This is a genomic window from Kineosporia corallincola (assembly GCF_018499875.1).
Classification (GTDB): domain Bacteria; phylum Actinomycetota; class Actinomycetes; order Actinomycetales; family Kineosporiaceae; genus Kineosporia; species Kineosporia corallincola.
Genome location: NZ_JAHBAY010000009.1, coordinates 265253 through 288500, shown reverse-complemented (window position 1 = coordinate 288500; position 23248 = coordinate 265253). Strand labels below are relative to the sequence as shown.

At 72.2% G+C, this 23248-nt stretch carries 20 protein-coding genes; 9 read left to right on the top strand and 11 right to left on the bottom strand.

What is annotated here, in order from left to right:
• Positions 1 to 33: 33 nt before the first annotated feature.
• The 5 genes from KIH74_RS22240 (at position 34) to KIH74_RS22220 (ending at position 6548) form a co-directional block, all read left to right on the top strand.
• Positions 34 to 978, top strand: a complete 945-nt coding sequence (locus KIH74_RS22240) for a carbohydrate ABC transporter permease (RefSeq protein ID WP_214158040.1) — start codon at positions 34 to 36, stop codon at positions 976 to 978.
• Positions 975 to 1796, top strand: coding sequence for a carbohydrate ABC transporter permease (locus KIH74_RS37920; RefSeq protein ID WP_214158039.1), 822 nt, complete (start codon positions 975 to 977; stop codon positions 1794 to 1796). The genes KIH74_RS22240 and KIH74_RS37920 overlap by 4 nt, the downstream gene beginning before the upstream one ends.
• Positions 1793 to 4567, top strand: a complete 2775-nt coding sequence (locus KIH74_RS22230; RefSeq protein ID WP_214158038.1) for an alpha-L-rhamnosidase — start codon at positions 1793 to 1795, stop codon at positions 4565 to 4567. The genes KIH74_RS37920 and KIH74_RS22230 overlap by 4 nt, the downstream gene beginning before the upstream one ends.
• An 11-nt stretch (positions 4568 to 4578) precedes the next feature.
• Positions 4579 to 5868, top strand: a complete 1290-nt coding sequence (locus KIH74_RS22225) for an ABC transporter substrate-binding protein (protein WP_214158037.1) — start codon at positions 4579 to 4581, stop codon at positions 5866 to 5868.
• 101 nt (positions 5869 to 5969) lie between these two features.
• Positions 5970 to 6548, top strand: coding sequence for a hypothetical protein (locus KIH74_RS22220; protein ID WP_214158036.1), 579 nt, complete (start codon positions 5970 to 5972; stop codon positions 6546 to 6548).
• Here the strand turns inward: KIH74_RS22220 and KIH74_RS22215 are convergent.
• Positions 6526 to 8763, bottom strand: coding sequence for a putative bifunctional diguanylate cyclase/phosphodiesterase (locus KIH74_RS22215; RefSeq protein ID WP_214158035.1), 2238 nt, complete (start codon positions 8761 to 8763; stop codon positions 6526 to 6528). The genes KIH74_RS22220 and KIH74_RS22215 overlap by 23 nt on opposite strands.
• Positions 8764 to 8916: 153 nt before the next feature.
• Between KIH74_RS22215 and KIH74_RS22210 the strand changes: the two genes are divergently transcribed.
• From KIH74_RS22210 to KIH74_RS22200, 3 genes are all read left to right on the top strand, one after another.
• Positions 8917 to 9654, top strand: coding sequence for a thioesterase II family protein (locus KIH74_RS22210; RefSeq protein WP_214158034.1), 738 nt, complete (start codon positions 8917 to 8919; stop codon positions 9652 to 9654).
• 40 nt (positions 9655 to 9694) lie between these two features.
• Positions 9695 to 10096, top strand: a complete 402-nt coding sequence (locus KIH74_RS22205; protein ID WP_214158033.1) for a hypothetical protein — start codon at positions 9695 to 9697, stop codon at positions 10094 to 10096.
• Between the two features lie 219 nt (positions 10097 to 10315).
• Complete coding sequence (locus KIH74_RS22200) at positions 10316 to 13030, top strand: FAD/NAD(P)-binding protein (RefSeq protein ID WP_214158032.1); 2715 nt, start codon at positions 10316 to 10318, stop codon at positions 13028 to 13030.
• 7 nt (positions 13031 to 13037) lie between these two features.
• Here KIH74_RS22200 and KIH74_RS22195 read toward each other — a convergent pair whose 3' ends face one another.
• Complete coding sequence (locus KIH74_RS22195; RefSeq protein ID WP_214158031.1) at positions 13038 to 13607, bottom strand: DUF4865 family protein; 570 nt, start codon at positions 13605 to 13607, stop codon at positions 13038 to 13040.
• A gap of 52 nt (positions 13608 to 13659) precedes the next feature.
• Here KIH74_RS22195 and KIH74_RS22190 point away from each other — a divergent pair, with 52 nt between their 5' ends.
• A complete protein-coding gene (locus KIH74_RS22190) occupies positions 13660 to 14157 on the top strand; it encodes a hypothetical protein (RefSeq protein ID WP_214158030.1) in 498 nt (165 codons plus the stop codon).
• Between the two features lie 9 nt (positions 14158 to 14166).
• Here KIH74_RS22190 and KIH74_RS22185 read toward each other — a convergent pair whose 3' ends face one another.
• The 9 genes from KIH74_RS22185 to KIH74_RS22145 all read right to left on the bottom strand — a co-directional run bounded on the left by KIH74_RS22185 (position 14167) and on the right by KIH74_RS22145 (position 23130).
• The gene (locus KIH74_RS22185; RefSeq protein ID WP_214158029.1) at positions 14167 to 15084 is read right to left on the bottom strand and encodes an AEC family transporter; all 918 of its coding nucleotides are present in this window, start codon (positions 15082 to 15084) and stop codon (positions 14167 to 14169) included.
• A 142-nt stretch (positions 15085 to 15226) separates the two neighbouring features.
• Positions 15227 to 15970, bottom strand: a complete 744-nt coding sequence (locus tag KIH74_RS22180; RefSeq protein ID WP_214158028.1) for a class I SAM-dependent methyltransferase — start codon at positions 15968 to 15970, stop codon at positions 15227 to 15229.
• Between the two features lie 59 nt (positions 15971 to 16029).
• Positions 16030 to 17130: a LacI family DNA-binding transcriptional regulator gene (locus tag KIH74_RS22175; protein WP_214158027.1), complete on the bottom strand. Its 1101-nt coding sequence runs from the start codon at positions 17128 to 17130 to the stop codon at positions 16030 to 16032.
• 93 nt (positions 17131 to 17223) lie between these two features.
• Complete coding sequence (locus KIH74_RS22170; protein WP_214158026.1) at positions 17224 to 17937, bottom strand: cupin domain-containing protein; 714 nt, start codon at positions 17935 to 17937, stop codon at positions 17224 to 17226.
• Positions 17934 to 18827, bottom strand: coding sequence for a DUF6807 domain-containing protein (locus tag KIH74_RS22165; RefSeq protein WP_214158025.1), 894 nt, complete (start codon positions 18825 to 18827; stop codon positions 17934 to 17936). The genes KIH74_RS22170 and KIH74_RS22165 overlap by 4 nt, the downstream gene beginning before the upstream one ends.
• Positions 18824 to 19927 carry a Gfo/Idh/MocA family protein gene (locus KIH74_RS22160; protein WP_214158024.1) on the bottom strand — a complete coding sequence of 368 codons (1104 nt, stop codon included), beginning with the start codon at positions 19925 to 19927 and terminating at the stop codon, positions 18824 to 18826. Before KIH74_RS22160 ends, KIH74_RS22165 begins: the two co-directional genes overlap by 4 nt.
• A 53-nt stretch (positions 19928 to 19980) precedes the next feature.
• Positions 19981 to 21306, bottom strand: coding sequence for an ABC transporter substrate-binding protein (locus KIH74_RS22155; protein WP_214158023.1), 1326 nt, complete (start codon positions 21304 to 21306; stop codon positions 19981 to 19983).
• Positions 21306 to 22217, bottom strand: coding sequence for a carbohydrate ABC transporter permease (locus tag KIH74_RS22150; RefSeq protein ID WP_214158022.1), 912 nt, complete (start codon positions 22215 to 22217; stop codon positions 21306 to 21308). The genes KIH74_RS22155 and KIH74_RS22150 overlap by 1 nt, the downstream gene beginning before the upstream one ends.
• The gene (locus tag KIH74_RS22145; protein WP_372492112.1) at positions 22207 to 23130 is read right to left on the bottom strand and encodes a carbohydrate ABC transporter permease; all 924 of its coding nucleotides are present in this window, start codon (positions 23128 to 23130) and stop codon (positions 22207 to 22209) included. Before KIH74_RS22145 ends, KIH74_RS22150 begins: the two co-directional genes overlap by 11 nt.
• Between the last annotated feature and the right edge of the window lie 118 nt (positions 23131 to 23248).

The following is a 23248-nucleotide window of genomic DNA, read 5'->3' as shown; positions in this document are numbered from 1 at the left end:
ATTGAGTCCCCTTTCAGAGAGGAAAGGGCCCCGATGACGATCACCTCCCCCGGCCGTCCCTGTGCTCCCGGCACCGCCCCGCCCCCCGGCACCCGCCGGCCCCGGCGCGGCTCCCCCGCACCGCCCTGGTGGTTCGCGGCACCCGCCCTGCTGCTGTTCGCGTTCGTCGTGCTGATCCCCAGCGCCCGCGGCGTCTACTACGCGTTCACCGACTGGGACGGCCTGTCGCCCGGCTTCTCCTGGGTCGGCACGGGCAACTTCACCGACCTGCTCGGCGACCCGGACGCCCGCGCCGCGATCGGCCACACCGTGCTGATCGCGGTCGCGATCACCGTGCTCCAGAACGGCCTGGGCCTGCTGCTGGCCCTCGGCGTCAGCTCGGCGATCAAGACCCGGAACCTGCTGCGCGTGCTGCTTTTCGCGCCCGCCATGATCACCCCGATCGTCACCGCCTACCTGTGGCGCAACCTGCTCGGCCCGGACGGCGCGGTGAACGCCCTGCTGGGGGCCGTGGGACTCGGTGCGCTGGAACAGGACTGGCTGGGCGACCCGACTCTGGCCCTGTGGTCGGTGGTGACGGTGATCGTCTGGCAGTACGCCGGCTACTCGATGGTGATCTTCGTGGCCGGGCTCCAGTCCATCCCCCGCGAGGTCACCGAGGCCGCGGCCGTCGACGGGGCCGGTGCGGTGCGCCGTTTCTGGTACGTCACCCGGCCCCTGCTGGCCCCGGCGGTCACGATCAACCTGATGCTGTCGATCATCGGCGGGATCAAGCTCTTCGACCAGGTCTGGGCCCTCACCGGTGGTGGGCCCGGGCACGCCACCGACACCCTGTCCACGCTGATCTACAAGGACGCCTTCACACTCGGCGAGTTCGGCTACAGCATCGCGCTCGCGGTGGTGCTGACGCTGATCGTGGCGCTCGCCTCGGCCGGGCAGTACGCGTTCCTCTCGCGACGTGAGGCGGACATCTCGTGAACCGTTACCGGCCGGCGACTCTCGTGCTGGAACTGGTGATGGTCGCGGTCGCCCTGGTGGTCGCCCTGCCGGTGTACGTGCTGGTGAACCTGGCCGTGCGGGCCCCGGCCGACACGTCGTCCCCGATCGGGCTCACCACGCACCCGACCCTCACCAACTTCACCGGCGCCTGGCGCGACGGCGCCCTGGGCGGAGCGCTCGGCAACAGCGTGCTGGTGACGAGCGCGAGTGTGCTGATCGTGCTGGGGGTTTCGGCGCTGGCCGGGTATCCACTGGCCCGGGTGCGCACGCACTGGTCGCGGGGCACGTTCGCGCTGTTCATGCTGGGACTGATCCTGCCGTTCCAGCTGGCCTCCCTGCCGCTGTACCAGACCATGCGGGATCTCGGGCTGCTCGGGCAGGCCTGGGCCCTGATCCTGTTCTACTCCGGCCTCCAGGTGCCGTTCACCACGTTCCTCTACGTCGGGTTCATCCGGGGCCTGCCCAGGGATTTCGAGGACGCAGCGCTGATCGACGGGTGCGGGCACTGGCAGGCGTTCCGGCACGTGGTGTTCCCGATGCTGCGCCCGATCACGGTGACGGCGCTGGTGCTCAACACGGTGTTCGTCTGGAACGACTTCTTCACCCCGCTGCTGTACCTGTCGGGCAGCGGGCAGCAGACGATGCCGGTGGCCGTGGCCGGTTTCGTCGGGCAGTACGTGTCCGAGTGGAATCTCATCTTCGCCGCCCTGCTGATCAGCGTGATTCCGATCCTGGTGGTCTATTTCGCGTTGCAGCGCAGCATCATCAACGGCTTCGCCGGAGGACTCAAGGGATGACGACGCACCTGACCCCCTACGGCCTGACGGCCGAGCAGCGAGTGGAACCGCTCGGCCTGGACGCCGAGAACCCGCGCCTGTCCTGGAAACTCAGGGGTGGACGACGAGGGGCCGCGCAGACCGCCTACCGCCTGACGGCGGCTCTGCGGGCCGGCGACCTGGACGACGCCGGCCGGCTGCTGCTCGACACCGGCCGGGTGGATTCCGGCGAGACCCTGCTGATCGACTGGCCGGGGCCGGAACTCGCGCCGTGCACCCGCTACTTCTGGCGGGTGGAGGTCTGGGACGAGAACGGCGACCGGGTCGCCGGCGCGCAGTCCTGGTTCGAGACCGGGCTGCTGCGGGTGGACGCGTGGCAGGCGGCGTGGATCGGGCGGGACGCGGTGAACCAGCCGCCGATGGACCCGCCGACCGATCACGACCGCACCGTGGCCACGCACAACCTGCCCCCGCCGCTGTATCTGCGGCGCTCGTTCACGCTCGGCCGGGAGCCGGTGCGGGCCCGGCTCTATGCCACGGCGCACGGGGTGTATCAGCCGAGGCTGAACGGAGAACCCCTGGGGGACGGCGAACTCGCGCCGGGCTGGACGGACTACCGGCACCGTGTGCAGTACCAGACCCACGACGTGACGGACGCCCTGCGGGTGGGCGAGAACGTGCTGGCAGCCGTGGTCGCGGACGGCTGGTGGTCGGGGTACGTCGGGTTCGACCCGCGCCGGCCCGCCTGCCACTACGGCGACGCGCCCGCCCTGCTGGCCCGGCTGGTGGTCTGGTTCGCCGACGGCACCCGGCAGGCCGTCACCACCGACGGCTCGTGGACCGAGGGGCCGGGCGAGATCCGGTTCTCGGACCTGCTCATGGGTGAGTACGTGGACGCCCGCGCCCGGGTTCGGGGCTGGGACGAGCCGGGTTTCGTGGACGCCACGGGTTCCGGAGCGGCATCCTCCTCCGGCGACGTGGGGACCCCGGGCGGGTGGGGCGGGCGGCGCAGCGGCTTCCGGCCGGTGGCGGTGCTCGGCACCGATCCCGGCCCGGTGGTCGCGGAACCCGACGAACCGGTGCGGGTGACCCACACCGTCCGGCCGGTCTCGATCACCCGCGCCGGACCCACGCCCTCCACCACCCCGCCGAGCATCGTGGACTTCGGGCAGAACCTCGTCGGCCGGGTCCGCCTCACCGTGCACGGCGCGGCGCCCGGCACCCGCATCGTGGTGCGGCATGCCGAGATCCTCAGCGACGGCGCGCTGTACGTCGCCAATCTGCGCCGGGCCGAGGCGACCGACACGTTCATCACCTCCGGCGCAGCGACCGAGGTGTTCGAGCCGCTGTTCACCTTCCACGGCTTCCGTTACGCCGAGATCGCCGGCCTGGAGCACCGTTTCGACGTGGAGGCCCGGGTGCTGCACAGCGACACCCCGCAGGCCGGGGAGTTCCACTGCTCCGACGCCACGGTGAACCAGCTGTACTCGAACATCGTGTGGGGGCAGCGGGGCAACTGGGTGTCCGTGCCCACCGACTGCCCGCAACGCGACGAGCGCCTCGGCTGGCTCGCCGACGCGCAGATCTTCGCCCCCACCGCCAGCCGGAACGCGGACGTCTCGGCGTTCTTCGCCCGCTGGATGCTCGACGTGCTCGGCACCCAGGACGCGGAAGGGGCGTTCCGCGACGTCGCCCCGGTGGTCTCGATGTACCGGCAGGCCGCGCCGGCCTGGGGCGACGGCGCCGTCGTCATCCCCTGGCACCTGTGGCGCACCTACGCCGACAAGCGCTCACTGGCAACGGCTTTCCCGCACATGAAAGCATGGGTCGGCTTCGTCCACCGGCACAACCCCGACCTCATCTGGCGCCACCGCACCGGCAACTCCTACGGCGACTGGCTGGAGATCGACGCCCACACCCCGCGGGAGGTGCTGGCCACGGCCTACTTCGCGCACAGCGCCCGGATCGTGGCCGGGGCGGCCCGGGTGCTGGGCGACGACGAGGCCGCCGCGGCCCACGAGGAACTGCACCGGGGAATCCGCGCGGCCTTCGCCCACCACTTCGTGCGCCCGGACGGCAGCGTCGCCGGCGGCACCCAGACCGGTCATCTGCTGGCCCTGGCCTTCGGGCTGGTGCCGGAACACCTCACCGAGGCCACGGTAGGGCACCTGGTGGCCGACCTGAAGGGCCGGGGCAACCGGCTGACCACCGGCTTCGCCGGGGTCGGCCTGCTCTGCCCGGTGCTCACCGCGCACGGCCACGCCGACGTCGCCTACGCCCTGCTGCACCAGGACGAGTACCCGTCGTGGGGCTACTCGATCCGGCACGGCGCCACCACGATCTGGGAACGCTGGGACGGCTGGACCCGGCACGCCGGATTCCAGTCGGCGTCGATGAACTCGTTCAACCACTACAGCCTGGGCAGCGTCGGCGACTGGCTGTTCGGCCGGGTCGCGGGCATCGACCAGACCCCGGGCTCGGTGGCGTACTCCGAGCTGCTGCTGCGCCCCACCCCCGGCGGCCGGCTGACCTGGGCCCGGGCGACGCAGGAGACGGCGCGCGGGAGCGTCACCTGCGGCTGGTCACTGAACAACGGGACGCTGGTGGTCACGGTGGTGGTCCCACCTGGCCCGGACGCCGTCCTCCAGTTCCCCGACGGCGCCCGGAACCTCACGGAGGACGGCGAGGCGGCCGCGCTGCGGCCCGGCGTCACCCCCCTGGCGAACGGCCTTCGCCTCAGGTCCGGCAGCTACACCTTCTCCGCCGATCTCGTCCGGCCCACCACGTCCTAGCGGGAGACACCATGAAACGCACTCTGTGGCAACGATCATCGGCACTGGTCGCGCTCGGCACGGTCACCGCCCTGCTGGCGGCCTGCGCGGGCGGCACCAGGGCCGCCTCCGGCGGCGACGGGGACGGGGACGGCGGCTCCAGGACCCTCACCCTGGCTTCGGTGGACCAGGGATCGATCGAGCCGGTCGTCGCGGCGTTCGAGAAGGCCCACCCCGGCGTGAAGGTCGAGTACACGACCAGCGCCGCCGACCAGTACCAGCAGCAGATCCGCACCCAGCTGGCCTCCGGCACCGCCCCCGACGTGATGAGTGTGTGGCCGGGCAACGGCAATCCCGGCGCCACCTACGTGCTCGCGAAACCCGGCTACCTGCTCGACCTCTCCGACCAGCCCTGGGCCGACCGGTATCCGGACGCGCTGAAGACCGTGACCCGCTACGGGGGGAGAACCTACAACGCGGTCTACGGGCTGAACGCGATCGGCGCGATCTACAACACCGGGGCCCTGGAGAAGTCCGGGCTCACCGCCCCGGCCACCTGGCCGGAGGTACTGCCGTTCTGTGAGGCGGCGGCGAGGAAGGGAACACCCGCCTACGCCCTCGGCATCCAGGACAACTGGGTCACCCAGCTGGTGCTCTACGCCCTGGTGGCCGGCACGCTCTACCCCGGCGACCCGGACTTCGACACCCGGATGGCGGCCGGGCAGGCCACCTTCACCGGGTCGGCCTGGGAGGACGCGCTGGCGAAGTACCAGCAGATGGACGACGCCGGGTGTTTCCAGAAGGACGCCCTGGGAACCAGTTACGAGGCCTCGCAGACCCTGGCCGCCACCGGGAGGACGCTCGGCGTGGTGCAGGGCAACTGGATCGTGTCGCTGCTGAAGGAGAAGAACCCGGACGCCTCGTTCACGTTCCGGCCGCTGCCGGGCACGGACGAGGAGGACCGGCTGCTGATCCCGGCCGCCGCCGGGGCCGGGTACGGGGTGAATGCGAAGACGGCGAACCGGGAGCTGGCGCTGGAGTTCATTTCCTTTGTGATGTCACAGGAAGGGATGAAACTCTTCGTCGAGGCGCAGGGCGGCCTGCCCGCGCTGCCGGACAGCGGAGCGACCGTGGACCCGGCCCTCGAAGACGTCGCGACCTTCATCGACAACGACCGCACCGTGCCCTTCATGGACCAGCTGTGGCCGAACCCCAGGGTGCAGCAGACGATGCTGAGCGGACTCCAGGAGATCTTCAGCGGGCAGAGCACCGGGACGGAGATGTTCGCGGCGATGGACGCCGACTACGCGGCTGGCGGGTAGGCGGGTCACTCTCCGGAATCCCTCGGACATACGGATTTGCGCCTACCCGGACAAGTATGACGAAATGTCCCGCGCGCCCACCGACCTGAGGGAAAAAATCCATGACACCGAAGACTGGCCAATCGATCGTCGCCCTTCTCGGTGTCACCGCGCTGCTCGGTCTCGGCATGCTCGCCACCAACCTCTTCGTCGACGAGGTGCCCGCCGCGGGAGCGGCCGGCGCCGTCGCCGCGATGGTCACCCCGGGCCCCACCGGATCGGCGTCCGGCCCGCAGCTCGCCGCCGACAGCGGCGGGCCGTGCACGCTCCTGACCGCCGGTCAGGTCTCCGGGGTGACCGGCGGCGAGGCCACGCCGGTCTCCTCCACCGGCGCCGGATGCCACTGGAGCGTCAGCGGTTCCACACAATTGGCCGACGGCACCCAGGTCCGGGTGTCCACCGCGGACGACGTCACCGCCGAGGACTTCGACACCTCCGCGCAGGAGCAGGTGGACCAGTCCGGGGCGCGCCGGCTGAAGGGCCCCGGCGACGCCGCGGTGCTCACCGGCGACGGCACCCTGGAGGTGCTCTCCGGCACCACCACCTACCGGATCTCCCTCACCGTGGACGGCGCCCCGCAGTCCGGGCAGCTGGTGACCCGGATCGAGCGCTCGCTGCTCACGCTGTGCCTGAAGAGCTAGGGTCGACGGCCCGCACGCTGCCCAGCCACTCGTGCAGCGCGGCGGCCGGCAGCGGGCGCGACGTCAGGTAGCCCTGGATCAGGTCGCAGCCCTCGGCCCGCAGCCAGTCGAGCTGTTCCTGCGTCTCCACGCCCTCGGCCACCACGTCCAGGCCCAGCCGGTGGGCCATGTCGATGGTCGAGCTGACGATCACCCCGGTGCGCGGGTCGGCGCCCAGCCGGCTGGTGAACGAGCGGTCCACCTTCAGCGTGGAGACCGGCAGGTCGTGCAGGTAGGCCATGCTGGAGTAGCCGGTGCCGAAGTCGTCCACCAGCAGCTCGATCCCGAGGTCGCGCAACGCCATCAGCAGGTCGCCGCCCCGGCCCCGGGCGTCCACCAGCAGGGACTCGGTGATCTCGATCTTCACCGCGGAGGGCGGCAGTTCACCGGCGGCCAGCCGGTCGGCCACCTCGTGCTCCAGCCGCCCGTCGAGCAGGTCGCTGGCCGACAGGTTCACCGAGATCGGCAGCTCGTGGCCCAGGGCGCGCAGGGCCCGGGCCTCCTCGAAGGCCAGGTCGAGCACCGCGCGGGTGAGGGTGGGCATCAGCCCGGCGTGCTCGGCCAGCGGCAGGAACACGTCCGGCGGCACCGGGCCGCGCTCGGGATCGGTCCAGCGCACCAGGGCCTCGGCCGAGGCGGGCAGCCGGGTGCGGGCGTCCACGATCGGCTGGAAGTGCAGGGTCAGGCGCCGCTCGTCCAGGGCCAGGCGCAGCGCCTCCACGGTGGCCAGCCGGAACCAGGCGGTGCTCGCGTCGGCGTCGTCGTAGACCGCGAACCCGGTGCGGGCGGTCTTCGCCCGGTACATCGCCATGTCGGCCTCGGCCAGTGCCCGGCCCACCGCGGTGCCCGGGGCCGGGGCGGTGATCCCGATGCTGCCGCCGACGTGCAGCACGGTCCCCGCCACGGTGAACGGTTCCTCCAGCACGGCCAGCAGGGCGGTGGCGGTGCGGGCGGCCTCCTCGCGGGGTGTGCCGGGCAGGTGCACCGCGAACTCGTCGCCGCCCAGCCGCGCGACCAGGCCGGGGGCGGGCACCGTCGCGGCCAGCCGCTCCGCGACCCGGCGCAGCAGCTCGTCGCCGACCTGGTGGCCGAGGGCGTCGTTGATCTCCTTGAACCGGTCCAGGTCGATGATCAGCACGGCGCCGTCCGCACCGGAACCGAGCAGGTCGTACAGCGCGCGCCGGTTCGGCAGTCCGGTGAGGCTGTCGGTGCGGGCCAGGCGGCGCTGGTCGGTCAACGCGACCACCTCGCGGATGGCCAGGGCGGTGCGGGCGGCGAGCGCGACCAGCCCGGCCACCGCCAGCAGCACGGTGGGCAGCGGGGCCCGGCCGGTGCGCAGTGACGCGGCCACCAGCACCCACAGCGGCAGCAGGCCGAACAGCAGGGGGACGAGGAACTCGCGGTCTCTTCGCCGTCCCTGAGCGGTGGTCTCGCCGGCCGGCCCGGGACGCAGCGCGGCCAGGGTGACCAGCACGAGGGCGACCAGGTAGCAGACGTCGTTCCAGTCACCGGGCCGGAAGGTGTCGGCCACGACCAGCCAGAGGTACCAGGTGTCGGCGACGGTGAACAGGGCGAAGCCGGCGGTCAGCAGCAGCCAGGTGCGCTCGCGCCAGGCGCCGAGGGCGGCCGTGCCGCCGATCGCCGACGCGACGAGCGCGAGATCGACCAGTGGATAGGCGAAATTGGTGACGACGGCGGCGAGCGAGGCCCCGGCGTCGTCGGTAATCCCGGGCAGCACGTAGAGCGTGGCCAGGGAGGCGACACCCAGCGCGGCGACGACGCCGTCGAGCAGGGCACTGATCCGGCGCCCCAGCCGGGAGCGCACCATCAGCCAGATCGCGACGATGCACAGCGGGTCGAGGGTCAGCCACAGCAGGTCGGCCGACGACGGGTAGGGCGGCGGCACCCGGTTCTGGAGCACCAGCTGCCAGAGCAGGGTTCCGGCCGTGTACGACACCAGGCCGGCGCAGACGCAGGCCCAGGCGGCGCGGTCGGAGCGCTCCCGGTACGCGCGCAGGCCGCAGACCAGGGCGCAGCCGCCGATGACGGCGCCGGTGAAGACGCTGACCACCCCGATCGGCAGGTGCCGTCCCCCGGTGGTGCCCAGGGCGACGACGACGCAGTAGACGGCCAGCAGCACGACGACGGCCGCGCATGCCCCGCGCACCGCCCGCATGGCTCCCCCTTCCACCGCCGTCGCAGGACATCGGCCGCGGTGGGCCCGGTCTTGAGTGCCGGCCGGTGAGGGGGGTGGGGTGAGGCGGGTGATCAGGCGCACAGTCGTGCCCGGATCGCCCGTTTCCGGGCGTTCTCAGGGCACGCTGACGTCATGCCCTCCGATCCGTGGATCCGCCGGTTCCGGCCCACCAGCACCGCGACGGCCCGGCTGGTGTGCCTGCCGCACGCCGGTGGCTCGGCGTCCTGGTACCTGCCGGTGGCCAGTGCCCTGAGCCCGCGCGCCGACGTGCTGGCGATCCAGTACCCCGGGCGGCAGGACCGTGGCCGTGAGGCGCCGCTGCCGGATCTCGCGACCCTGGCCGACCGGCTGGCCCCGGTGCTGCTGCCGCTCGACGACCTGCCGCTGTTCCTGTTCGGGCACAGCATGGGCGCGTCGCTGGCGTTCGAGCTGACCCGGCGGCTGGAGGCGGCCGGGCTGCCGGTGGCCCGGCTGTTCGTGTCCGGGCGCAGGGCCCCGTCGGTGCTCCACGACGGCCGGGTGCACCTGATGGACGACGCCGGCCTGCTCGGTCATCTGCGCGGGCTCGACGGCACGGCGCCGGCGGTGCTCGACGACGCGGACCTGATGCGGGCCGCGCTGCCGGCGCTGCGGGCCGACTACCGGGCGGCCGAGCTGTACCGGGGGACGCCCGGGGCCACGGTCGCGGCACCGGTCACCGCGCTGGGTGGGGACGCCGACCCGGAGACGCCCGTGGCCGACGTGGCGGCCTGGAGTGCGCACACCACGGGCGGTTTCGAGCTGGAGGTGTTCCCGGGCGGGCACTTCTTCGTCACCGGCCGGGCGGCCTCGGACGTGCTGGCCCTGCTGGAACGGCGCCTGCACGGCTGAGGGGTGCGCCGGGCGCGCCCAAGATCACTAGGCTGCGCGGGTGCCCCCCGCCCGTACCCGTACCCGTCGCCCGGAACGTCGTCCGGCCGATTCCGCGATCGGTCCCGCGCAGCGGTTCTTCACCCTGCTCGCCACGGTGCTCGGCGTGGTCTCCGGGGTCGTCGCGATCCTGCCGTCGGTGCTGTTCGCCTCCTCCTTCCGGTCCGGCGACCCCGGCGTCTCCCGGGTGGCCGGCGATTCCGGGGTGCGCCTGCTGGCGCTGGTGGTCGTCCCCGGCCTGCTGACCGTGCTGTGGCTGGCCCTGACCGCGCCCCTGGTGCGCCGCTCCGGCCGCCGGCGGTACACCTGGACGCTGGCCCTGGCCGGTCTGGCGACGCCGCTGTTCCTCTACTGGGTGGTGCCCGAGCACACCCGGCAGGAGCTGTGGACGTTCTTCGGGTAGCCGCGGCCAATCCGCGCTTGGCCCGCCCCCAACCGGCCCTTGGCCTGCGGATCTCCCACAGCCGGCGGCCAGCCGGCGAGCCTGGCCAGTGCGCCGCGGACCCTCTACCGTTCGGATCACGCGCGCCGCTCGGCTCCGCCCGGCGGCGCGGGAGCACCCGCAAACTCAATCTTGTTAATCTAGAAACTCAGCTTTACCGCGAGACGAGGAGCACCGAACATGGCGGTTGACCGGGCAGCACGGCCGACCATCCTGATCGTGGGCGGCGGTGTGGCGGGCACGCTCGTCACCGTCCACCTGGCCCGGCTGGCGGCCCGCCGGTCCACCGGCGTCGACATCGTCGTGCTGGAACCGTCCGACCTGCTGGGCCGGGGCGTGGCCTTCGGCACGCCGGAGGACCGGCACCTGCTCAACGTCCCGGCCAGCGGCATGACCGCCCTGCCGGAGGAGCCCGGGCACTTCGTCGCCTGGCGCGCCGAGGACGACCCGGACCGCCCCTCCCTCCCCTACGACTTCACCTCACGCCGCGAGTTCTCCCGCTACGTGCGCGAACTGCTCAGCGAGTCGCTGGCCACGGCGGGCGGCCAGGTGTCGCTGCGCCACGTGCAGCAGCAGGCGCTGCGCGTGCGGCGTTCCGGGGCCGGGGCCGAGGTGTCCACCGCCCGCCGCACCTACCGGGCCGACGCCGTGGTGGTGGCCACCGGCCTGCCCGCCGCCGGCTGGGACTGGGCCCCCGAGACCCTGCGCTCCTCACCGTTCTTCGTGCCCGACCCGTGGGCGCCCGGCGCGCTCGACGTGATCCGCCGCGACCGCAGCGGCCCGGCCCCGGTGCTGGTCGTCGGCGCGGGCCTGACCATGGTCGACGTCGCGCTGTCGCTCACCGGCGAGGGCCGCGACGACCGGGCGCTGCACGTCGTCTCGCGCAGCGGCCGGCTGCCCCGCACGCACGCCCGCAGCCCGAAACTGGCCACCATCCCGGACGTCTCGGACTGGGACACCGGCATCGAGGAACTGCGCAAGCGGGTGCACCGGCACTTCAGCGAGGTGGTCCGCTCCTCCGGCGACTGGCGCCCGGCCCTGGACGGCCTGCGGGTGCAGGTGCAGAACCTGTGGAGCCGGATGAGCGACGCCGACCGGCTCGCCTTCCTGCGCGAGGACGCCGGCTACTGGAACGTGCTGCGTCACCGCATGCCGCTGGCCAGCTCGGACAAGCTGAACCAGCTGCGGGCGCAGGGCCGCCTGCACCTGCACTCCGGCGCCACGGTGGCCGGGGCGCAGCCGCTGTCGCGGGGCGGGCTGCGGGTCACGATGACCGACGGCAGCACCCACGAGGTGGGCTGGGTGGTCAACTGCACCGGGCCGCGCACCGACATCCGGGAGCTCGGCAACCCGCTGCTCGACGACCTGCTGAAGCCGGTGCACGGCGTGGCCGCGGCCACCGTCTCCACCGGCGGCATGGGACTGCGCACCGTGAACGGCCGGCTGATCGACTCGGCGGGCAGCCCCGAGGCGCCGATCTGGACGCTGGGCGCGCTGCGCCGCGGCGAGCTGTGGGAGACCACGGCGGTGCCCGAGATCCGGGTCCAGGCCCGGGAACTGGCCACCACGCTGCTCGACACCCTGGCCCCGCTGCCGCGCCGGCTGGCCGACGGCCGCATCGTCAGCGGGCACCACCCGATCGCCCGGCCGCGCGACCTGCTCGGCCTGCCGCTGTCCACCACCGCCGAGTCGGCGGCCAGTTTCAACGCCGGCCTGGAGCGGGTCATGCGTCTCCAGGCCGGTGCCGAGGACCTGCTGCGCGAGGCCGTCGAGCACGACCCGGACTTCGCCCTGGCGCACGCCGCGCTGGCCATGCTCGGGCACGAGGCCGGCGCGCACGCCGACGTGCGGGCGTCGCTGGCCGAGGCCCAGCGGGCGATCACGGTGCGCGGCGACGACCGCGAGCGCAGCTTCGTCGACGTGATCGAGCGCCGGGTCAACGACGTGCGCAACTCCGGGGCCCAGGCCCTGATCGCGCACATCGCCGCCTACCCGCGCGACGCGCTCGCGGTCTCGGCCGCCGTCCCCACGATCGCGTTCTCCGGCGTCACCGATCTCCAGCAGGAGGCGTGGGCGCTGGTCGAGGGGCTGGCCCCGGCGTACGGCGACCACTGGTGGTACATCTCGCTGCTGGCGTTCACCCGGCAGGAGCAGTCCCGGTTCGAGGAGGCCGCGCTGCTGGCCGAGAGTGCCCTGGCCTGTGAGCCGTCGTCCGGGCACGCGGTGCACGCGCAGACCCACGTGAACTACGAGACCGGCCAGCACGAGGAGGGCCGGGTCTGGCTGGACCACTGGGTCACCGAGACCGGGCGGTCGGCCGGCTACCGTGCCCACTTCGCCTGGCACGCGGCCCTTCACGAGCTGGCGCTGGGCGACCTGGACGCAGTGCGCCGGCGCTACGAGACGCACCTGGCCCCGCCCGCGGTCACCGGGGTGCGCGCGCTGATCGACTCGGCGTCGCTGCTGTGGCGCTGGCGGCTCGTCGACGACCGCGACCTGCCCCCGGCCGGGCCGGTGCTGGAGGCGATCGGCGAGGGCCTGCTGAAGACACCGCAGACGCCGTTCATCGCGCTGTACGCGGCGATCGCGCTGACCGCGGCCGACGACGTGGCCGGGCTGGCGCAGCTGCGGCAGCACGCGCTGGGGTCGTCCGAGGCGTCGATGCACACGCTGGTCGTGGCGGCGTGCGAGGCGCTGACCGCGGTGGTGGAGCGGCGCTGGGCCGACGCCGCGCCGATCCTGGAAGACCTGTACCCCCGGCTGGACCACATCGCCGGGTCGGCGGCGCAGCGCGAGGTGTTCCACGACACGCTGATCCACTGCCTGCGCCAGGACGGTCACGACGTGCTGGCCGACGAGCTGCTCGCCGCCCGGCCGGCCCGCCGGCCCTGCTAGAAGGCGCTCACAGCGCGGCCATCTCGGGTGCGCTGAGATGACCGACCCGGTACCGCGTGCCGGCCACCCCGTCCGGGTGGCCGGCCGTGGACAGCCGCAGCAGCACGGCCTCCCAGCGGGTCGGGTCGAGGCCCCAGGCCACGCTGTGCGTGCCCGGCAGGGCGGCCAGTTCCGCCGCGGTGCCGACGATCCCGGCCGTCGCGTCGGCCGGGTCGGCGTCCGGGGCCAGCGGCCGCAGCTGCTTCAGGGCGTGGGTGGGCACGTCGCCGATCCGCGGGCCACGCTCGAAGCCGCCGCCGATCCAGGTACGCACCTGCGGCCGGCCGAAGTCCCGCACGATGCCGGAGAAGCCCTGCCCGCCCCAGTGGAACGCGGCCAGTGCCGCCGGGTCGCGCCACAGGTAGAACGGGGCATAGGCATTGACCGCCGAGGAGTCCGAGACGTCGCGTGTCAGATAGGCTTTCAGGCCCAGACCGGCCCGGTCGTCGAGCGCTGCCCCGCGTTCGGCGATGCGCCGGTGAATGATGCTCATGTCGTAGTCGGTGGGCAGCGTGATCTCGTACTGGGCGGCGATCATGGACGTTTCCTCCCGCGGGTACCGGCGACGGCGTGCCTGGCAGGATAGGCCCGTGCCCACCTCCGACGCCCTGGCCGGTCCACCCGCCGCCCGCACCATCGCCCGCACCACCACCGAGGCGGTGGCCGCGGCCCGGGCCGGCGACGCCCCCGCCTTCGAGGAGGCCACGGCCGCCCTGGCGGCCTGCGAGCCGGAGCAGGTCAGGCTGGTGCTCGGCGCCGTGGTGCGGGACCTGCTGGAGCACCTCAACCCGGACGGCCTGGCGAGCGACGACCTGCTGGCGCTGATCCGCGGCTGCGCCCGGCGGGCCTTCGGCTGGTACCCCGCCCTCGACGTGAACGCGCTCGTCGTCGTCCTCACGGGTGCCCTGGGGCTGCACGAGGACGACGAGAACCCACGCCGTTACACGCCTCTGGAGGTGGCCCGGCACGCCCCGCTGTTCATCGCCGAGCTGTTCTCGCAACCCCAGGCCCCGCCGCTCACGCTGCCGCAGTACCTGCGTCAGGCCCTGGACGGGATCCGCACCGCCGAGCTGCACGAGATGCCCTGAGCGCACCGCTCAGGTCAGCAGGGCTGACACCAGCAGGAGCACCGGCACGCAGGTCACCGTGGTCAGCAGGGCCACGTCGCGGGCGATGTTCTCGCCCTCGCCGTACCAGATGGCGTAGGTCTGCACGTTCTGCGCGGTCGGCAGCGCGGCCATCGCGACCACCGCGAACAGCGCCGCCCCGTGCAGCCCCATCAGCGGCCCGGCCACCAGGAAGGCGATCGTGGGCATCACCATCGTCTTGATCACCGTCGCCGTGAGCACCGGCGGCAGGTCCGCCCCGGCCAGCGGGCGGCGTCCCCACAGCGTGATCCCGAACGCCATCAGCATGAGCGGCACCGCCGCCCCGCCGAGCATCTCCAGCGGGGCCGCCACCACGTCCGGGACGCTCACCCCGGCCACCGACACCGCCACCCCGGCCAGGGTGGACAGCACCAGCGGGTTGCGCAGCGGCACCGTGACGATCGCGAGCGGGTCGAGCCGCCCGCGGGTGCCCAGCTCCAGCGCGGCGGTCACGGCCGGTGCCAGCACCACCAGCTGGAGCATCAGCAGCGGCGCGGCCGCGGTGGTGTCACCCACCACGTAGGTGGCCACCGGCAGGCCGATGTTCGCGGCGTTCGCGTACGACGACGAGGTCACCCCGATCGTCGTCTCGGCCACCGGTCTCCGGAAGAACGACCGCGAGAGGACGACGAACACCAGGCCACTGAGCACCGCCGACACGAACGCCACCAGGGCCGCCCGGGAGGCCAGCACCGACGGGTCGCCCCGCGACATGGTCATGAACAGCAGCGCCGGGTTGGCCACGGCGTAGGCGGTCTTGCTCAGGTAGCGGGCGCCCTCGGTGGGGATCACGCCGCTCGCGGCCAGCCCCAGCCCGGCCAGGATGACCACGAGAATGATGCTGAAACCGGTGACCACACCAGCCACGATGGGAAGCCTCTCAGGTGTTGCCAGCCTGCACCTGAGGAACCCCGACCAGACCGTCCGAACGACAGCAGGCACCGGTGACTGCACGGCCGCCCCGCACGGCCGAGAACCCGTTCATGGTGGCACACCGGCGTCCCGCCGGTCAGCCTGCCTGGGGCCGGCGCCACACCGACACGTGGCTCTCGCTGTCGGCGGTGAACGGTGAGCCGTCCCAGCCGGCCAGCCGCTGCTCCGGTTCCAGCCCGGCCAGCTGGGCCATCAGGTCCAGCTCGGACGGCCACACGTACCGGAAGTTCGAGGCGCCGTAGCGCACCCTCCCGTCGTCCGTGCGGTGGTAGTGGTGGGACGTGGCCTGCTGGGTCACCAGGTCGAAAGTGTCGAGACCGGTGTGCCGCTCGCTCACCTCGAAGGGCACGGCCACCTGCCCGGGCGGCAGGCGGCGCAGCGGCGGCACCCCCACCTCGATCACGAAGCGCCCGCCGGGCGCCAGGTGCCGGGCCGCGTTGCGGAAGCACTCCACCTGCTCGGCCTGGGTGCACAGATTGCCGATGGTGTTGAACACCAGGTACACGAGCGTGAACTCGCCCTCGACCCGCGTGGTGGCCATGTCACCGGTGACCACCGGCAGCTCGCTCTCCGGCACCTGGGCGCGCAGCCGCCGGGTCATCGGCTCGGACAGCTCGATGCCGCTCACCCGCACACCCCGCCGCGACAACGGCACGGCCACCCGGCCGGTGCCGCTCGCGAACTCCAGCGCCGGGCCGTCACCGGCCAGCCGGGCCAGGAAGTCCACCGCCGGCTCGACCACCCCCGGTGCGAAGGACCCGGCGGACACCTCGTCGTAGTGCTCTGCGTCGTCCTCGGTCCACAGGTCGCTACTCGTCATGCGGGCCATCCTCGTCGCCCGTTCCGCACGCGGCGAGCCGTTTTCCGGTCCCGGCGGCCTCACGCCCGCAGAACGCGCGCCTCCTCCAGCGCCGTGGCCAGGGTGCGCCCGGTGGCGGGCGGTGTGCTCTCGCGCAGCTGCACGTGCCCGGCCACCCGCACCACCTCGACCGGCGTCCCGGACTCGCGCAGCGCCAGCCCGAGCGCCTGGGTGCCCAGGTCACGCAGCGGCACCCCGACCGTGCTGAGGGCGGGCGTGACGTCGCGCAGGGTCTCGATGTCGTCGAAACCGGCGATCGCCACGTCGTGCCCGGCCACCAGCCCGGCCTCCCGCAGCGCCGCCATCGCGCCCACGGCCATCACGTCGTTCACCGCGAACACGCACGACACCGCGGGGGCCCGGGCGATCAGCCGCCGCATCGCCTCGTAGCCGCCGTCCCGGGTGAAGGCGGTGCGCAGCACGTTCTCCCGGGCCAGCCGGGTGCCGGTGCGGCGCAGCCCGTCGCGGAACCCGGCCAGCCGGTCCTGCGAGGTCATCACCGCCGGATCGCCCGCCAGCACGGCGAACTCGCGGTGCCCCAGCTCGACCAGGGCCTGTGCCAGGGCCTGCGCCCCGGCCCGGTTCTCGATGGCCAGCGTGTCCACCGGCAGCACCGGCTGGGTGATGGCCGCCACCCGGCCGCCACCCTCCACGTAGGCCTCGAACTCCTCGATCAGCCGGGCGGTCGCGACCTGGTCGGACAGCCGGCTGCCGACCAGCACGATCGCCCGGGCCCGCTGGCGCCGCAGCCGGGCCACGCTCTCCAGCTCCGCGCCCGGCCGCCGCCCGGTGGTGGCGATGGTGACGGCCAGACCCTGGTCCTCGGCCCCGGCGATCACCCCGGCCGCGATCGAGGAGAAGTAGGGGTCGGCGATGTCGTGCATCACCAGGCCGACCGAGTCGGTGCGCCCGCGGGCCACCGCCTGGGCGTTCGGGTTGGGCGCGTAGTCCAGCCGGCGGGCCGCCTCCAGCACGCGCTCACGCAGGTCGTCGGCCACCCGCCGGTTCTTGCTCCCGTTCAGCGCGCGCGACGCCGTGGCCAGCGACACCCCCGCCAGGGCGGCCACGTCGGCCAGCGTCACCAGGGGCACGCCGCCGGAGCTTCTGTCGAGGTCACGCATGGCACCGATTCTGCCGCAGGGTGATCAGGGCTGATGCACGTCGTCGGGCTGCTGGTCATCCGGGAGTCCCTCCGGTCCCGTTCCCCACCGGGATCACGGCTGGATCGGGTAGGCGCTGAGGAAGCCGCACATGCCGAAGGTGTCCTGGGCCGGGCGTTCCTGCCGGATCACGGCGGCCTCGCGCAGGTGCGAGTGGTCGCCCGCGGCCAGGGCGTCGAGCTGGGCCGTGGTCTGCCGCACCGCCTGCGCCGCACCGGTGTCGAGGATCGCCCGCCAGTCCTCCAGCACCGGCGTGACCAGGGCGGCGGCCGCGGCCTGGAACTGCTCCAGCGGCTTCGGGTCGCCCGCCTGGCCGGCCGCCCGCAGCGCGGTGAAGCCCTCGACCGCCAGGTCGCGGCGCCGCCGGGCGCGCTCGGCCGAGGGGACGCCGTCCGGCCCGGCCAGGTCACGGGCCCGCAGGTAGGTGTCCCGGTCGGTGAGGTGCTCCGGCGGGAAGGTGAGCACCGCGTCCCCGGCCTCCGGCAGGCCCGAGTTCTGCATCAGCACCAGCACCCGCAGGTCGCCGTCGTTGACGGCCCGGTGGATCGTGCCCGGCGTGAACCAGACCATGTCACCCGGGCCGAGCGGGTGCTCCTCGAACCCGGCCGTGGTCAGCGTGTGCAGCCGGCCGCTGCCGGAGACCACGAGATAGGCCTCGGTGCAGCACACATGCAGGTGGGGTGAGCCGCCGCAGAGACCGTCGAGCGCCTCCCACGGATACACCCGCAGGGCGCTCAGGCCCACCCCACCGGGCAGCGGGGCGCTCATCGCGACAGGTAGCTCTCGACGTCGTCCCGGGTCCACGCGCCGTCGGCCATCACGAAGGTGTGCGAGAGCGTGAGGGTCTCGCCCGGTGTCAGCACGATCTCGTCGTGGAAGGCCGGTGACGGCGCGATCGCCGGGAACGGCTCGTTGCGCACGAACCACTCCAGCGAGCCGTGCGACGTCTTCCCGGCCACCGCCAGGATCGTCACCTCGCCGTCCACCTCGTCGTTCGGCCCGGTGTAGGCCAGCCAGGCCGACGGTGTGCCCATCGCCTCCGGCCCGGCCCCGTCGGCGGCCAGCACCCGGCCACCGGTCAGGCCGCGCGGCCCGCGCCAGAACCACCCGGTGTAGCCGGCGTTCTCGCGACCGTGGGTGGTCGGGCTGCCCAGTTCCAGGTTCTCGCCCCGGACGTTCGTCAGTTCACTGTGGACGTCGATGGCGTACGACCCGCGCTGCGTGTCGATGTCGTGCACCCGCAGCCCGCGCGTCTCCGAGACCCACTCCTCGCCGCCCTGGGTCACCCAGGTCAGCCGCTCCTGGAGGGTCAGGCCGGAACCGTCGTGCTCGATGACGCCGAAGCCGTCGTGCCGCATCCCGCCGACGTTCTCCAGCGGCACGTAGCCGGTGCCGTGCACGTAGGTGTTGCCGCCCCAGAAGTTCTGTCCCGACACGTGCGACCAGGTCATCTGAAGACCCTTGTGCCAGCGGTGGTCCCACGGCCGGTACGCCGACACCAGCGCCCCGGACAGGGTCCGGATCGGGTGCAGGAACGGCTTGGGCGCCTCGAACTGGGGCATCTGTTCGCCGTACACGTAACGCAGGATCTCCACCCGGCCCACCCCCAGCGCGATGCTGTGGCCGTGCTGGTGGCTGACGGTGAGAGCGGTGCTCATCGGGCGTCCTCCCCGGGACGGTGCGGCGTGTAGCGACCGCCGCCGTCGAGTGCGGTGTAGAAGGGGTTTCCGGGCTTCAGGTCCGTCCGCCGCACCGGCTGCCCGGTGATGGCGGACTGGTACAGCGCGGCAACCAGTTCCAGGCTGCGGCGGCCGTCGTGGCCGCTGGCCGGTGGCCGCTCCCCCGCGTCCATCGCGTCCAGGTAGGCGCCCAGCTGCGCGGTGTGCGAGCTGGCCTCGTCGGTGGCGGGCGCCCAGCCGGAGGCGTCCACCCCCTCGCGCGGCGTCCAGGTCCAGTTCGAGTTGTCGTAGCCGTACAGGTGTTCCACCTCGACCGTGGCGTCGGTCAGGTCGAACCGCAGGTAACTGGTCTGCCGCGGCGACAGCACGCTGTTCACCACGGTGGCCAGCGCCCCGCTCTCGAACGACACCGCGGCCACCGACACGTCCTCGGTCTGCACGTCCCGGTCGAGAGTGCCCATCAGCGCGGTGATCTCGCGCCAGTCGCCGAGCAGCGACAGCATCAGGTCCATCTGGTGGATGCCGTGGCCCATCGCCGGGCCGCCGCCCTCGGTCTCCCACTTCCCGCGCCACGGCACCGCGTAGTAGTCGTGGTCGCGGTACCAGAGCGTGTGGCAGACCGCGACGTGCGGGCGGCCGAGGGTGCCGGCCGCCACCTGCTCGCGGAAGGTGCGGGCGGCCGAGCCGAACCGGTGCTGGAACACGTACCCCACGTAGGGGCCCTGCTCACCCTCCGCACCGGCCAGCTCGTCGTACTCGGCCAGCGACAGCACCGGCGGTTTCTCGCACCACACCCAGGCACCCGCCGCGAGCGCCGCCAGCACGGTCTCCCGGTGGGCCCCCGGCGGCGTGCAGACCGACACCAGGTCGGGCCGGGCCTGCTCGAGCAGGGTGGGGACGTCGGTGAACGCCTGCGGCACACCGTGTTGCGTGGCGAACCCGGTGGCCCGGTCACCGTCCAGGTCGGCGACCGCGACCACCTCGGCCCGGTCACCGAGGGCCTGGACCGCCTTCAGGTGTGCCCCGGCGATCGCCCCCGCCCCCACGATCGCCACCCGGTACCTGCTGCCGCTGGGCATGACGTGTCCCTCCTGCGCTGGATGATGCTGGTCTGGCTACCGGTGGGGGCTGGTCAGGAGGCGCTGTCGACGGCGCTGGTCAGCTCCTCCAGGTACTTCTTCGCGGCCTCGGCCGGAGTCTGCCGCTTGAACAGCACCTCCTGCACGTAGCGCCCGGTGAGGTTGTTGATGTCGCTGGCGCCGGCCGGGGTGAGCGCGGGCGGGTCGGTGACCAGCGAGGCCACCTTGTCGTTGAACGCCGCGGCCTGCTCCGAGGGGGCGTCCAGCGAGGAGCGGATGGCCTCCAGCGTCTGCGCGTTGGCCGGGATGCCCCGGTCGGTGCCGATGATCTTCGCCGCCTCCGGCGAGTTGGTCAGGTAGTCCACGAATTTCGCGGCCTCGGCCGGGTGCTCGCTGCCCGAGGAGATGGACCAGTACATCGACGGCTTGTAGTAGAAGCCGGGCGAGCTGCCGTCGGCCGACCGCGGCAGCTGGAGCAGTACGAACTCGGTGTCCTTCGCCGCCGCCTGGAGGGCGGAGATCTGGGTGTTGTAGTTGAAGTTCATCGCCTGCTTGCCCAGCACCAGCCAGGTCTGGTTCAGCGTGGCGGTGAGCTGCTCGGCCGACGACTCGGCCGAGGGCGCGCCGTCACCGGCCATCTTGAGTGTGAGCTCCCACAGCTGGGCCAGCACGTCCGGGTCGAGCACCACCTTGCCGGAGTCGTCGAACAGGGTGCCGCCGTGCTGCCGGGCGAAGATCGTGATCAGGGCGGCCTCGGTGCCCAGGGCCCCGGCCCCGACCACGTCGCCGTCCGAGGCCTTGGCGATGTCCGAGGAGAGCTGGGCGAAGTCCTCCCAGGTCCAGGACGAGTCGTCGGGCAGGTCGATGCCGTACTTGTCGAACACCGTCTTGTTGGTGACGACCGACAGCGCGCCCTTGCCGATCGGCAGCCCGTACTGGGTGCCACCGGCCTGGCCGGCCGCCAGGGTGACGGCGTCGATGCCGCTGGTGTCGAGGAACTCCTTGGTCTTGGTCAGGTCGAGCAGCGAGCCGCGGTCGGCGTAGGTGCGCAGGTACAGCTCGTCCATCTGCACCACGTCGGCGGCGTCGTTGGCGGCGAAGGTGGTGGCCAGCCGGTCCCAGTAGCCGGTCCAGTCGGCGAACTCGCCCTTGACCGTGATCTTCGGGTTCTCCTGGTGGAACGCGTCGATCACCTTCTGGGTGGCCTCGTGCCGGGCGTCCGAGCCCCACCAGGTCAGGCGCAGCGTCACGTCCTCGTCGGACAGAGCGATGTCGCCCGCCGCGGTGTCGTTGTTCACGCCGCAGGCGGCCAGGCCGGCCATCGACAGGCCGGCGAACGCGCCGCCGAGCAGTGACCGGCGGGAGAAGGGGGTGCTCATTACTTGCCTCCGGTGGTGGCGATGCCCTGGATCAGGTAGCGCTGACCGAGCAGGAACGCCAGGAAGATGGGGATGAGGGACACCACGCTCATCGCGAAGAGCGAGCCGTACGAGCTGTTCTCCTGTGCGTCGATGAACGAGCGCAGGGCGACCGGCACCGTGTAGAGGTTCGGGTCGGTCAGGAAGATCAGCTGGGTGAAGAAGTCGTTCCAGGTCCAGATGAACGTGAAGATCGTGGTGGTCGCCAGGGCCGGGACCATCAGGGGCAGGATGATCCGCAGGAAGATCCGGGCGTGACCGGCGCCGTCGATGCGGGCGGCCTCGTCGAGCTCACGCGGGATGCCGCGGATGAACTGGACCATGAGGAAGATGAAGAACGCGTCCGTGGCCAGCCACTTGGGCAGGATCAGCGGCACGAACGTGTTGATCAGGTCCAGGTTCGCCCAGAGGATGTACTGCGGAACGATGACCACGTGCACGGGCAGCATGATCGTCAGCAGCATCACCGCGAAAGCACTGCGCTTGAACGGGAAGTCGAGCCGGGCGAAGGCGTACGCCGCCATCGAGCACGACACCAGGTTGCCCAGGATCGCCCCGAGCACCACGATCGCCGAGTTCAGCAGGTAGCCGCTGAACGGCTGGGCCAGCGCGTTCCACCCGTCCGGGTAGTGCGAGGTGTCGAACGTGTTCACGAAAATGCCGTAGCTGCTGAAGATCTCGTTGTCCGGCCGGAGTGAGCTGGCGATCATCCAGAGCAACGGGTACAGCATCACGAACGCGGCCAGGATCAGCAGGGCGTGACGCAACACGGAGCCGATCCGGGAACGGACGCCGCGCCGGGACGTGTGCACGGAAGCGGGCTGCTGGGGTGGCTGCGCCACGGGCGGGGCCACCGACGTGTCAGTTGTCATAGAAAACCCAGAATTTCGAGACCCAGAAGTTGATGGCCGTGAACAGCGCGATGATCAGCAGGAGCAGCCAGGCGAGTGCCGACGCGTAGCCCATGTTGAAGTTCACGAAACCCTGCTGGTACAGGTACAGCGTGTAGAACAGGGTCGAGTCGGACGGCCCGCCGCGGCCGTCGGAGACCACGAAGGCCTGGGTGAACGACTGGAACGCGCCGATCAGCCCGAGCACCAGGTTGAAGAACACGATGGGCGACAGCATCGGCACGGTGATGGTGCGGAACTGCTGCCACCGGCTCGCGCCGTCGACCGAGGCGGCCTCGTAGAACTCCCGGGGAATCTGCCGCAGGCCGGCCAGGAAGATCACCATCGGGGCGCCGAAAGTCCAGACGTGGAGCAGGATCAGCGTGGAGAGCGCGGTGCTGGGCGAGGAGATCCAGCCCGGTCCGTCGATCCCGAACACGGCCAGGAACTGGTTCACCAGACCGTCGACGCCGAACACCCGCTTCCACAGCACCGCCACCGCGACGCTGGAACCCAGCAGCGAGGGCAGGTAGAAGATGGAGCGGTAGAGCGACAGGCCGCGCAGCCCGCGGTCCAGCACGACGGCCAGCCCGAGGGCGAAGGCCAGCTGGATCGGGGTCGAGACGAACACGTAGATCAGGGTGACCGTAAGGCTTTTCGCCAGACGATCGTCGTTCAGCATGTGCTGGATGTTGTCCAGCCCGGTGAAATTCGCATTGCTGAGCAGGTTGTAGTCCGTGAAGGACAGGTACAACGACATCAGCATGGGACCGGCCGTGATCACGACCAGCCCGAACAACCAGGGGGCGAGGAAGACGGCGGCGGCCTTCCCGTCACGGGTCCTGACCCGCCCCTTGCGCCCGGAGCCTCCAGGGGGCTGTTTCAGCGCCCGGATCTCACTGACCACACTCAAGGCCGACCTCCTTACCTGCCAAGCCACGTTGCCGCAGGGGAAAGCGCTATCCAGCGCGGGACCAGTGAAACAGCTCACGCCCGACCCCGCAATGCTTGCC